Below are 13569 nucleotides of genomic sequence, written 5' to 3' on the forward strand. Positions count from 1 at the left end.
ACCGTTTATGATATAGTGAATAAGTCTACAGACCAACGTGTGGAGAGGTGCTATGCTAAAATCCAAATCAACGATTCAATCATTTCGTTATATTTTTATCACATACGTAGGAACCATCGTCTTATTTGCCATTCTTTATTTGCTGCCTTTTTCGCATTACGGGTCACTACAAGCGGTTGATTCGCTTTTTATCTCAACAAGTGCTCTTAGCGTAACGGGTTTATCTTCAGTAAATATTTCGACAGACTTCACTCGAATTGGACAGGCATTATTGATTATTGAAATGCAGCTAGGCGGCATTGGCATACTGGTTCTAGTCAGCTATCTTTTTCTTATGATGGGAAAGAAGCTAACGATGTCCAGCATGCTTTTAATTTCTAAAGACCAAAATCAATCGCAGCTAAAAACCATTCGTTCGTTAAGTTTGTCGGTATTAATGATTGCGTTAACAGTGGAAGCCATTGGATTTAGTCTCATGTTCAATGCAATTAGTGAACAATATAACTCCGTAAAAGAAGCGGTCTTTGTTACCGTTTTTCACAGTGTTGCAAGCTTTACGAATGCAGGATTCGATTTGTTTGGAGATAGCTTAATTTCTTATCAGCATAATTGGCTATTGCTTTTAACGTCCGCTACAATGATTTTCCTTGGTAGCCTTGGATTTCCCACCATCGTCGAATACATATTAGGCTTTCGTAAAAAGAAAAGTTTATTTACAAAAGTAAATATTAGACTACATAGTTCACTTTTTCTCATTGGACTTATGGTGTATTTCTTTTTAGAGTACAACGGCGTATTTAATCATTTATCTTTATGGGATAAGTTCGTAAATGTGGTTTTCCTTTCAGCCACCTCCCGAAACGGGGGGTTAACGACTGTCGACATTTCAACGCTTGATATCACGACTGTCCTTATTTTAATGAGTTTGATGTTTATAGGTGGATCTTCTTCTAGTACAGGAGGAGGACTGCGCTTAACTACTTTTGCAGTACTTCTCGCAAAGATGGTATCTGTCGCAAAGTCGGAAGAATACACTACTTTATTTAAAAAAACCATTTCTCAGGATTCCATTAATAAATCCTTTCTTATCTTTTTAAGCTTCATCTTTTTATTTGGGTTTTCGACCATTGTACTTTCCTATTTTGAATCTCAAGAAATCCTTTTGGTGGCTTTTGAAGTCATTTCGGCGTTAACGAATACCGGATTATCAATGGGCATCACTGGAGAACTTACAGGGGTATCAAAGCTATTATTATGCATGCTTATGATTATTGGGCGTATTGGCGTATTTAGCTTCATTTACGCTGTATTTAAAATCGATAAATCTAGAACACGTTACATCAAAGAAGATCTGGCTGTTGGATAGAAGGAGTGAGGAACGATGCGTAAACAATTTTTAGTAATCGGTGCAGGAAGGTTTGCAAAAGGCATCATCCGTGAGCTATATGAGCAAAAATGTGATGTTGTCGTGTGTGATAAAGATGAAGGACCATTAGAAGATATTGACGATTATACGACCCACTCCATTGTCGGAGATTTACGTGAAAACCGCGTGATGGATGATCTTAATGTTGAGCAATATGACGCCGTATTTGTCGCGATCGGTACGGACGCGTATTCAGCGATTTTAATTACGAACAGACTTCGTGATCGGAAGGCAAAAAAAATTATTACAAAAGCAGTTAGTCGCGAAATAGGTGAAATTTTATCTAACTTAGGAGCAGATCAGGTCATTTATCCTGAAGAAGAAGCAGGGATGAAAGTAGCGAAACAAATTATGATGCCAAATGTGCTCGAGTATATCGAAATTACAAAAAACGTATCGGCTATTGAAGTTGAGGTTCCGGAAGAACTAGTTGGAAAAACGCTTTTCGAACTCGATTTTTCTAGAAAATATGAATTGAACGTCTCCCTTATCTTGCGGAAGGAAGCACCTATTTTGAGTCGCTATGCAGAAGTCGCGTTCCAAAAAGGGGATGTTATCTTAATGGTTGGAGAAAATAAGAAAATCGAGCGCTTTAAACACAAATTTTCAATCTGAATAAGTAACTCAATAGGAAATGAAAATCCGCATAGTTTTGCGGATTTTTTTATGAAAATACAAAAAAATAAAAAAACATTTGAATGCGTTTACATTGTTGTCCTTTCAGTACAAATCGCTTACTTTTGCATAGAGATCAGGTGTCATAAAAGATGACAAGAATAAAATTTCTTGTTTATAATAAGTTTATTGAAATATTTTTAATATTTGGTATTAAGTTTTTATTAGAAAGGTTGATCGGACATGACAATTGATACGGCACATTCAACGCAACAAAGTCACCACGTTGCCCTAAGGCGTGACATTAACATGCTAGGAAGCCTTCTCGGTGACGTTTTAGTGCAGCATGGCGGCAAAGAACTTCTTGATATGGTTGAATCGATTCGTGAGAAGACGAAATCCCTCAGAACAGCTGCAGATCTCGAAACTTCTCAGCAGCTGAAGGAAACCATTCAGACGCTTCAACCACCTATGAGGAAACAAGTCATTCGTGCATTTGCTCTATATTTTCACCTTGTAAATATCGCAGAACAAAATCATCGTATTCGAAGACGCAGAGACTATCAAATGTTGGAAGAAGAACAGTCTCAGCCTGGATCCATTGCGCACGCAATCTCTTTACTTAAGAAGAACAATGTACCGGGTGAGCTGATTGAAGATACGTTATCTTCTCTATCACTCGAACTGATTTTAACTGCGCATCCAACTGAAGCAACAAGACGCTCAGTCCTTGAAATTCATAAACGTATTGCGAAATCATTACAACAATTGGATAATCCGCTGTTAACAAAGCGAGAACAAAAAGCATTAAAAGCGGATCTACTTAACGAGATTACAATCCTTTGGCAAACTGATGAATTACGACATAAAAAACCTTCCGTTATGGATGAAGTGAACATGGGGCTGTTTTATTTTGAAGAAACCTTATTTGAAGTGTTACCTCAAATCCATCAGGAATTAGAAGAGTGTCTACAAGAACATTATCCTGATGCTAAATGGGAAGTACCGAATATATTAAAATTTGGCTCCTGGATCGGCGGAGATCGAGATGGAAATCCATTTGTAACGCCAGAGGTTACCTGGAGTACACTAAAACGTCAGCGAGAAGTGGTCATTTCAAAATATAAAGAATCAGTGAAAAATTTAATGAGACAGCTAAGCCAATCCACAAACCGCATTTCTATATGTAGTGAGTTGATGGAATCCATTGAGGAAGATAAACGTCAACTTCCAAACGCAAAAGAGTGGGGCGTTCCACACGAGGCTTATCGTGTTAAATTGGCATATGTATTAGAAAAGCTCACTCAAGTGAACGGTGAGAACGGATACAAAAATACGGAACAATTTATCGCAGATTTAAAACTTATTAGCAATAGTTTGCGTCAACATTTTCCGGAAGGTGCCCATTTTTCTGAACTAAATAAACTCATTCGTCAAGTATCCCTTTTCGGATTTCATCTCGCTACGTTAGATGTTCGAAATCATAGTGGTGAACACGAGGGAGCAATCGCAGAAATTTTAAGCCGCGTCAATATGGCAAATAATTATGCAACACTTGAGGAAGAAGAAAAAGTTCAACTACTTACTAGTATTTTAGAGGATCCACGTCCTGTTTTATCGACTTATGAGGACTACTCTGAAAAAACCCGAAAAATCATTGATATCTTTACAATGATTAAAAAAGCTCACCAAGAATTCGGTACAAAGGCAATTTCTGTTTACTTGATCAGCATGACCCGTTCAGCAAGTGATCTTCTTGAAGTGCTTGTTCTTGCAAAAGAGGCGAACATTTACCGATTGCATGCTGATGGAAGTGTTGAAAGTGATTTAAATATTGCGCCTTTACTTGAAACCATCGATGACCTAAAAGCAGGACCTTCCATTATGAAGAGGCTTTTTGAACTCCCGGTCTATAAAAACCACTTAGCCCAGCTCGACAACCGTCAGGAAATTATGCTTGGGTATTCAGATGGAAGTAAGGATGGAGGTACACTTACAGCTAACTGGAAGCTTTATCAGGCCCAGCAAGAAATTAGCAGCATTGCTTCTGAAAAAAACCTTCGTCTTAAATTCTTTCATGGACGTGGTGGAGCACTCGGTCGTGGTGGTGGCCCACTTCGCAGAAGTCTTTTGTCACAACCTCCAGAAACATATACAGCTGGGGTTAAAATTACAGAGCAAGGTGAAGTGCTTTCTTCTCGCTATTTGCTTTACGATATCGCTTATCGAAGCTTGGAACAAGCAACAACGACATTACTTACTTCTGCGGTTTCTGGAATTGAAAAAGATCAGCGTCAGGAAAAATGGCACAAAATGATGGAGGAAATGTCATCTGTTTCACTTAAATCTTATCAGTCGCTTGTTTTTGAAGATGACGGATTCCTTGCTTACTTCAAACAAGGAACTCCACTCCCAGAACTTGGCGCATTAAACATTGGTTCACGCCCTATGAGCAGAAAAGGAACAGATCATTTTGATGATTTACGTGCAATTCCATGGGTATTTGCCTGGACCCAAAGCCGTCAACTTATGCCAGCATGGTATGCTTCTGGCACTGGTTTAACGAAACTTGCCGCAACAGAAGAAGGCTTAAAGAATTTAAAAGAAATGTATCAAAACTGGCCATTTTTTGCTTCTCTTATCGATAACTTACAAATGGGTTTAATGAAAGCAGACCTTTCTACAGCCGAGAAATATATGTTCTTAATCGATGATGAACAACTTGCAAACCGCATTTTTGGTAAAATTGTTGATGAATATCATCTTACAAAGGATGTTATCTTAACCATTACAGATCAAGAAGAGCTTCTTGACGGTACGCCAAATATTAAAGATTCCATTCGTTTACGTAACCCTTATGTTGATCCATTAAGTTCGCTTCAGGTTGAACTAATTTCAACGTATCGTTCTAAGGGTAGCGAGGACGATGAGCTATTGAAAGAAATTCTGTTAACCATTAACGGCATTGCGGCTGGCCTTCGAAATACAGGCTGATACAAATACCCCTCTACATGTAGAGGGGTATTTATTGTAAAGAACGTGCACGGTTCTCGCTATTTACCACAAATACTTTTCCCTCCTTTAGAAAAACTAAGATAGTAACAAAATCATCTAAAGGAGGGCAACGCATGTACAAAAAGATCATACCTTTATTATTGCCAGGATTACTGCTTCTCGGAGCATGTAACGCCAATAACAACGATGAAGAAGCGTTAAATATAAATAAAACAAGCGCGCCTACAGAGGGAATTCAACGGATAAACAGTGGTCAACTTACAATTGATCCCAACTCCTATAGTACAGAAACGCCAAGTGCAAAATTCCCTCATGGAGAAATGGTTCAAGATGGGCAATTTGAATTCAATGAAGTTCTTCCAGGTGTAGATCCGCGAGAATATTTACCCGAAGGTTTCCCAGAACAATATGGCATTGGAGGCAAAGAGGAACAACAGCGTCAACAAAAGGTGAGACCAGATCAAAATACTGGTCAAGCTCAGCCAAATGAAAATGCTGCTCCTGAGCAGGAAGAAGCCAATAAAGAAAAATCACCTACTTCAGAGCCATCAGGTGAAATTACAAAAGAGATTCAACAGGTTATCGACTTAACAAACGCTGAACGAAAAAAGCAAGGACTATCTCCACTAAAAGCCATGCCATCATTAAGTGATGTTGCTCAGGAAAAATCACGTGACATGCAGCAAAAAAATTACTTTTCCCATACAAGTCCCACTTATGGTTCTCCATTTGACATGATGAGGGATTTCGGTGTTGACTTTAACACTGCTGGTGAAAATATTGCTCAGGGACAACAAACTCCCGAAGCCGTTGTTGATGCCTGGATGAAGAGTGAAGGTCATCGAAAAAACATTATGAACAGCAGTTTTACTCACATCGGAGTGGGACTTGCACAAGATGGGCATTATTGGACGCAAATGTTTATCGGAAAATAATGAGAACAAAGAAAAGGGTCACATTTGTGGCTCTTTTCCCTTTTCTAGATAAATATTTAGAAATTACATGAAGAAGAAGGAAGTGGATTCATTTTGTCGAATCAAGATACTAACCGGTCAGTAAGTATGTGGTTTATCAAAATCGAGTTACAAGGAGAGATTACGTATGGATTTACGATTAACTGACGAACAAGTAATGGTGCAAAAAACAATTCGGAAATTTGTAGAGAACGAATTAATTCCATTAGAAAATGATGTGCTTCGTAATGAACGAGCAGGAAAGCCAGGAATTTCTGCCGAAAAAATGGAAGAGCTTCAGCAAAAAGCAAAAAAAGCAGGCTTTTGGGGCATTAATACACCAGAAGAGTATGGCGGGGCTAACCTTGGTCAAATGATGCTGGCGATTGTGATGATGGAGGTTTCTAAAACGTTTGTCCCGTTCCGCTTCGGTGGATCCGCTGATAATATCCTTTATTACGCAAATGACGAACAGAAAGAAAAGTATCTTTTACCAACGATTAATGGTGAAAAGAAATCTTGTTTTGCGATGACAGAGCCTGGCGCTGGATCGGATACGCGTAATATTAAAATGACGGCCGTACGTGATGGGGATGAATGGGTTCTTAACGGTGAGAAAACGTTTATTACTGGTGGAAATGAAGCTGATTTTGTCATGGTGATTGCGATTACTGATAAAGAAAAACATGCCGCAACAGGTAGAGACGGAGTTACTTGCTTTATCGCAGACCGCGAGATGGGTTGGAAGTCCGAATACATTCACACAATGGGAGAATGGGGACCGGCAGGATTAGTGTTTGATAATGTAAGGGTACCAAATGAGAATATTTTAGGTGAAGTTGATGGAGGTTACAACCTCGGTCTGGAATGGATTGGTTTTGCGCGTTGGATCGTCGGTGCAACAGCTGTCGGAGCTGGTGAACGGTTACTTAAAATGGCGATTGACTACGCGAATGAAAGAGAAACGTTTGGTAAACCAATCGCAGAACGTCAGGCAATCCAATGGCAAATCGCAGATTCTGCTGTTGAGATTGAAGCTGCTAAGTGGCTCGTTTTAAACGCTGCTTATACGCTCGATGAAGGAAAAGACAATCGCCAGCTCGCTTCCATGGCTAAGCTCTATGGTTCAAATATGGGCAATCGCGTTGTTGACCGTGTCTTGCAAATTCATGGAGGAATGGGATATACAAAGGAGTTACCAATCGAACGCTGGTATCGTGAAGCTCGTCTTTGGAGGATCTATGATGGCACAGACGAAATTCAACGCTTAATCATTGCTCGAAACCTCTTGAAAGGACATGTAAAGGTAGGACAATACGCTTAGGAGGGTGTTTATGTTTGAATCACTTATTGGTACACGATCAACTCCTGTAAAGAATATCGTGGAACGCGGCTCTTTAAAAGCGTTCTCAAAATCGATTGGGGATGAATCACCACTTTATCTTGATGAGTCAGTTGGAAAACGCTCAAGGTATGGAGAAAACATTGCACCGCCTACATATCCCCGAGTGTTTGATTATGGTGAAATTCAAGGCTTCGACTTGCCTAATGTCGGATTGATTCATGGAAAGCAATCTTTCCACTATGAGCGTCCGCTTTTGGTAGGGGAAACCGTCATGTGTTCCACTTCGCTTGAAAAATATTATGAGCGCAATGGAAAGAGTGGTTTACTCGGATTTATTTTATTAAAGAGGTATGGAGAAGAGCCAGGAGGAAAACTTATTTTTACAGAAGAGCAGGTAGTGATTATTACTGAAGCTGTAAGAGAGGGGATGAGCTCTTGAACATAGTAGAAGAATTTAGTGTTGGAACTCCATTGGAAATCAAGCTCCCCCCAGTCTCCAGGTTAGATCTGATCAAATATGCAGGCGCATCTGGCGATTTCAATCCAATTCATACGATTGATGAAGAAGCTACTAAAGCAGGACTTCCGGGTATTATTGCACATGGGATGTGGACAATGGGTAACTTAGCGAAATTGTTCACTCCATACTATGAAGAGGTCTTTCTTGAAGATTATTCTGTAGCCTTCAAAGGAATGGTTTTCTTAAATGATGTGCTTACACTAAAAGCTGCTCTCGTATCGATCCAGAACGATCGTTATTATTTTGATGTGGCTGCACTTAATCAAAAAAACGAAGCAGTTGTAAAAGGCTCTGCCGTTTTAAAAAGGTTTTAATCAAATAAGCGTGCACAAACGAACCTTTTTAGGTTCGTTTCTTTTTTGTTCTTTATTAAATTCAATTAATTCCGAAACTTATTTTATTCCAAATCGTAGAAGAAGAGAGAGGAAGATACATACTTACCACCAATAGGAAAGGATGATGAACAGATGATGGAATTTATCGGGTTAATAATTTCCGGTATTATTTTGTTTTTATTACTCTTGGCAGGCGGTATCGGATTTTTCATTTTCAAAAGGCGTTATAAAACCGCCTCCTCTAATCAGGCGCTGATAATCACAGGGCCAAAGCTAGGAGACGCAGAGAAAGATAATCGCATTTTCGTCGATGACAATGGTCGTAGTATGAAGATCGTACGTGGTGGCGGTATTCGATTAAAGTTGTTTCAAACAAGTACCCCGATCGACCTTACCTCATTTCAACTAGAAATTGCTTCACCAAAAGCATATACATCAGAAGGCGTTCCAATTCGAGCTACAAGTGTCGCAGAAATTAGCATAGGCAGTAGACTTGAAATTGTTGCGAATTATGCAGAGAAATTTCTAGGCAAACCACAAAAAGAGAAAGAGCGTGAATTAAAAGAGGTTCTTGAAGGTCATCTTCGCGCCATCATTTCATCGCTTACAGTCGATGAAATCTACAAAGATTTTAATTCGGTCAATAAAAAAGTGAAGAATATTGCTGAAGAAGATCTCAAGAATCTAGGATTTGAAATTACTTCTTTTGCTCTAAAAGAATTAAAGGATGATGACGAAGAGAACGGATATTTAGAAGCTCTAGGACGTCCACGTATTGCAGAAGCTAGAAAAGATGCCGATATTGCAGAGGCTAACGCCAGACGTGAAACCCGTATGCACAAAGCGAAAACGGACCAAGAAGCAGAAGAAGATGAAATAAGACGTCAGATTGAGATCGCCCGTTCTCAAAAAGACAAAGATGTGAAGGAAGCGGAGTACAAAGCTGAAATTGAACAAGGAAGGGCGCGTTCTGAGCAGTCCTATAACCTTGAGCAAGCAAGACTTAATCAGAAAGTGAAAGAAGAAGAGATGCAGGTTCAATTCATTGAACGACAGCGCCAAGTCGAATTAGAACTAGAAGAACAAAAGCGAAGAAAAACGCAAGCTGATTCGAATGCCTACGATATTCGAGCAAATGCAGAAGCGGAAGCGGAACGCGATCGCATCGATGGACAAACGAAAGCAGAAATTGAAAAGCAAAAAGGTTTGGCTGAAGCTGAAGTGATTCGTGAACGTGGTCGTGCTGAAGCTGAAGCTAAAGAACTAATGGCTCAGGCAATGGAGAAATATGGCGATGCTGCGATTATTGAAATGCTTGTCGACATGTTGCCGAAATATGCGCATGAAATTGCTCAGCCACTTTCTCAAATTTCTGAGATGAAAGTCATTGATATGGGTGGCGGTAAAGGTTCCACTCAGATTACAGACAATGTAACAAAAACAATGACAGGTCTTCAGGCAAGTCTAAAAGAATCAACTGGAATGGATTTAAAAGCCATGCTTGAGAGTTTTGTCTCAAGAGGACATTACAATTCTTTCGATACAAAAGGTTATCCTACAGAAGAAGATGAGAGCGCCGATTCAGGAATGGAAGAAAACGCTTATGAAAGCGAAGTAGCCTCAACATATGAAGAAGAATTGGAAGAGGAAAGAACAGAATGTCCTGAAAATGAAGAAAATGAACAAAAAGAATAACATATGAAGAAAGCCTGGCTAAGTCCAGGTTTTTCTTTTGAATACCTGAATGTTGATTGACGCTTTTTATGGAATAGTGGTAAAGTGATGATGTTGTTATCAGAAAAGTTTAAATTTTACATATGAACGGAGGACTGTCACATGAATATCGTATCTTTGCTAGCCACCTTTCTTGATGATGATCAGATAAGCGTAAATGCCACTGTGTTAGAGCAGCATAGTAAAGACGAATCTTATCATACGCCACATGATCCAGACGTGGTCGTTTTTCCAAAAACGACAGAAGAAGTTAGTAAAATTTTAAAGGCAGCAAACGAAAATCGAATACCTGTTGTTCCATTTGGTCTAGGTTCTAGCCTAGAGGGTCATGTGATTCCTTATCAAGGTGGAATCTCTATCGATTTCCAATTGATGAACAAGGTTCTTGAGGTACGACCGGAGGATTTCCTCGTACGGGTGCAGCCCGGTGTCACCCGTTCACAATTAAATAAAGAATTAAAAAAGCACGGCTTATTTTTCACCGTTGATCCAGGTGCAGATGCCACACTAGGTGGAATGGCCTCAACTAATGCTAGTGGAACCACCTCTGTTCGGTATGGGGTCATGCGAGATCAAGTTCGTGATATGGAAGTTGTCCTTGCAGATGGTAGGGTTATACATACTGGAAGCAACACAGCAAAATCGTCATCTGGTTATCACCTGAATGGGCTTTTCGTTGGCTCTGAAGGGACTCTGGGAACATTTACAGAACTGACTCTCAATGTCTATGGGATTCCAGAAGCCACACTTGCAGGTAGGGTCGTTTTTCCAACAATTGAGCAAGCGGTTTCAACCGTTACAAATATCCTTCATGCTGCAATACCAGTCGCAAGAATTGAACTGGTCGATGCGCGTTCCGTTCAACAAGTGAACAAAACAAATGAAACGAACTACATTGAAAAGCCAACGCTATTCATAGAATTTCACGGTAATGAAGCTGGATTGAACCAGGATGTTGCGTTTGCTAAAAGCATTGCTGAAGACAACCAGTGCGAAGAATTTATTTTTGAACATGATACAAAGAAACGAGCTCTCCTCTGGGAAGCTCGACACAACCTGGCTTACTCATTTAGTCATGGATCACCTGGTAAGAAAATGATGGTAACGGATGTGTGCGTTCCAATTTCAGAGCTAACTGGTGCTATTACTGATGCAAGAAAAGCAATTGAAACATACGGATTGGACGGTGCGCTTCTAGGTCATGTGGGAGATGGTAATTACCATGCGATCATTATGATTAATCCTGATGACCCTGTAGAGCTTGAGAAAGCTACAAAACTAAATCAGCACCTTGTTCACTATGCGCTCGAGCGAGGAGGCACGTGTACGGGAGAACATGGAGTAGGTACAGGGAAAGCGCAATATCAACAAAAAGAACATGGAGCTGCTTTGGATGTAATGTTAGCAGTTAAACACACTCTTGATCCGAACGGCATTATGAATCCGGGTAAAATATTTGCTATTGATAAAGTATCAAGCTAGCTTATCTACATCCCCTTAATTCGTTTGAGGGGTCTTTTTTAATATGTAAAAAAGGAACTAACGTTGTACTTCGAGAAGTAAGTGAAGATCATTAATGTAAGCGATTTCAAATAGGAGGAATTTCATACATGTCTATTTACAATCTTGCTGTTATTGGAGCAGGTACGATGGGGAGAGGGATTGCTTTTTCAGCAGTTCTAGCTGGTCTTTCTGTCACTATACAGGATGTAAGTGATGCGGCTCTTGAACAATCAAAAAAGTATATGGAAGAACAATTTAATCGATTAGTCAAAAAAGAGAAATTTACATACTCCCACGCAAAAGAACGATTGGAGGCTGTCAAATATACAAATGAATTGCGTGAGGCGGTAAATGAGTGCGACCTCGTCATCGAAGCAGTTCTTGAACTAATGGAACTCAAAACAAGTATCTTTAAACAACTTGATGAATATGCACCAGATCATGCTATCTTAGCTACCAACACATCCACCATGAGCCCCACCGAAATCGCTGCCCAAACAAAGAGACCTGACCAATGTCTTGCCCTTCACTTTTTTAATCCCGTGCCAAAAATGAAGCTAATTGAAGTCATTTGTGGTTTAGAAACTTCTGAAGAAACCATTAGCCAAGCCATGGCCTTTGGGAAATCCATCGGTAAAGAATGCGTTCGAATCAATGAATTTCCAGGCTTTGCTGTCAGCCGAATGAATTGTCTAATCGGCAATGAAGCGATGAACATGGTCATGGAGGGTGTTGGTACACCAGAAGACATCGATAAAGCTATGAAACTAGGGCTAAATCATCCAATGGGGCCTCTTGAACTCGCCGATTTAGTTGGACTCGATACAAGGCTTCGCAACATGCAATATTTATATGAAACGCTTGGTGAAAAATATCGACCATGCCCGATTTTAACGAAATACGTTAAAGCCGGTCGACTTGGTAGAAAAAGCGGAAGAGGATTTTATACATACCATTAAAAAGGAGAGAAAATGATGGACTTTCAATTAGATCAGGACATTCAGTTTCTTAAAACCAACATCCGAAATTTTGTTGAAAATGAAGTCGAAAAAGTTGCCATGACGATTGAGCGCGAAGATCGTATTCCAGAACGGATCATTGAGCTTTCAAAAGACATGGGCCTATTTGGTTTAAGTATTCCAGAAGAATATGGAGGCTTAGGAATAGGCATGGTTGGAAAATGCGCTCTTTATGAGGAATTAGGGAAAACACACAATGGTTTTACCACATTAATTGGGGCTCATACAGGCATTGGCTCTGTTGGAATTGTTGAACTCGGCAATGAAGAACAAAAGCAAAAATATTTACCCGATATGGCAATCGGAGAGAAAATTGGGGCTTTCGCTTTAACAGAACCGTCTGCTGGTTCAAATGCTTCAAATTTAAAAACGACAGCTGTTAAAGAAGGTAATAAATATATTTTGAATGGAACAAAGCACTACATTACGAATGCCACTGAAGCAGATATTTTTACTGTAATGGCAGCAACTGATCCATCAAAAGGCGCAAAAGGAATTACTTCATTTATTGTAGAAAAGGACTTTCCGGGTTTTCAAGTCGGTGCGGTTGAAGAAAAAATGGGTTTAAAAGGATCTCACTCCGCCGAACTTATTTTTGATAATTGTGAAGTACCAGAGGAAAATGTGCTTGGTGAGGTTGGTAAGGGATACGTCAATGCATTGAAGATTTTAGCTAATGGACGTGCCGGTCTCGCTGCACGAAATCTGGGATCTTCTCAGAAGCTCCTGGATTTGAGCATGAATTATGTACAAGAACGCATCCAGTTTGGCGTGCCGATTATTGAACATCAGGCCGTCGCGCACATGGTTGCAGAAATGGGTGTAGAGATTGAAGCACTCCGATCGTTTACCTACCGTGTAGCGTGGATGGTCGATCAGGGTGAAAAAGTCATTAAAGAAGCGGCTATGCTTAAGTTATACGGTTCTGAGGTCTATAACAGAGTTGCAGACAAAGCCCTTCAGGTGCATGGAGGAATCGGCTACATTTCGGATTATCCAATCGAGCGGTATTTTCGAGATGCACGTATTACACGCATCTATGAAGGTACTTCTGAGATACAAAAGAACATTATCGCGAGTCAGCTAAGAAAAGAATATAGCTAA

At 39.9% G+C, this 13569-nt stretch carries 11 protein-coding genes; all 11 read left to right on the forward strand.

Annotated elements, in window-relative coordinates; genetic code table 11:
- Positions 1 to 52 precede the first annotated feature (52 nt).
- The 11 genes from ATG70_RS07460 (at position 53) to ATG70_RS07510 (ending at position 13569) form a co-directional block, all read left to right on the forward strand.
- Positions 53 to 1366, forward strand: coding sequence for a TrkH family potassium uptake protein (locus tag ATG70_RS07460; RefSeq protein ID WP_098443705.1), 1314 nt, complete (start codon positions 53 to 55; stop codon positions 1364 to 1366).
- Between the two features lie 15 nt (positions 1367 to 1381).
- Positions 1382 to 2041 carry a potassium channel family protein gene (locus ATG70_RS07465; RefSeq protein ID WP_098443706.1) on the forward strand — a complete coding sequence of 220 codons (660 nt, stop codon included), beginning with the start codon at positions 1382 to 1384 and terminating at the stop codon, positions 2039 to 2041.
- Between the two features lie 243 nt (positions 2042 to 2284).
- Positions 2285 to 5035, forward strand: a complete 2751-nt coding sequence (ppc, locus tag ATG70_RS07470) for a phosphoenolpyruvate carboxylase (RefSeq protein WP_098443707.1) — start codon at positions 2285 to 2287, stop codon at positions 5033 to 5035.
- A 134-nt stretch (positions 5036 to 5169) separates the two neighbouring features.
- Positions 5170 to 5991: a CAP domain-containing protein gene (locus ATG70_RS07475; protein WP_257147639.1), complete on the forward strand. Its 822-nt coding sequence runs from the start codon at positions 5170 to 5172 to the stop codon at positions 5989 to 5991.
- 166 nt (positions 5992 to 6157) lie between these two features.
- Positions 6158 to 7333, forward strand: coding sequence for an acyl-CoA dehydrogenase family protein (locus ATG70_RS07480; protein WP_098443708.1), 1176 nt, complete (start codon positions 6158 to 6160; stop codon positions 7331 to 7333).
- A gap of 10 nt (positions 7334 to 7343) precedes the next feature.
- The gene (locus ATG70_RS07485; RefSeq protein WP_098443709.1) at positions 7344 to 7793 is read left to right on the forward strand and encodes a MaoC family dehydratase N-terminal domain-containing protein; all 450 of its coding nucleotides are present in this window, start codon (positions 7344 to 7346) and stop codon (positions 7791 to 7793) included.
- Positions 7790 to 8188: a MaoC/PaaZ C-terminal domain-containing protein gene (locus ATG70_RS07490; protein ID WP_098443710.1), complete on the forward strand. Its 399-nt coding sequence runs from the start codon at positions 7790 to 7792 to the stop codon at positions 8186 to 8188. The genes ATG70_RS07485 and ATG70_RS07490 overlap by 4 nt, the downstream gene beginning before the upstream one ends.
- 153 nt (positions 8189 to 8341) lie before the next feature.
- Entirely contained in the window at positions 8342 to 9904 is a 1563-nt protein-coding gene (locus tag ATG70_RS07495; protein ID WP_098443711.1) for a flotillin family protein, read from the forward strand.
- Between the two features lie 141 nt (positions 9905 to 10045).
- A complete protein-coding gene (locus tag ATG70_RS07500; RefSeq protein ID WP_098443712.1) occupies positions 10046 to 11425 on the forward strand; it encodes an FAD-binding oxidoreductase in 1380 nt (459 codons plus the stop codon).
- Positions 11426 to 11553: 128 nt separating this feature from the next.
- Positions 11554 to 12405, forward strand: coding sequence for a 3-hydroxyacyl-CoA dehydrogenase family protein (locus ATG70_RS07505; RefSeq protein WP_098443713.1), 852 nt, complete (start codon positions 11554 to 11556; stop codon positions 12403 to 12405).
- 15 nt (positions 12406 to 12420) lie between these two features.
- Positions 12421 to 13569 carry an acyl-CoA dehydrogenase family protein gene (locus ATG70_RS07510; RefSeq protein ID WP_098443714.1) on the forward strand — a complete coding sequence of 383 codons (1149 nt, stop codon included), beginning with the start codon at positions 12421 to 12423 and terminating at the stop codon, positions 13567 to 13569.

The organism is Bacillus sp. es.036 (assembly GCF_002563635.1).
Taxonomy (GTDB): domain Bacteria; phylum Bacillota; class Bacilli; order Bacillales; family Guptibacillaceae; genus Guptibacillus.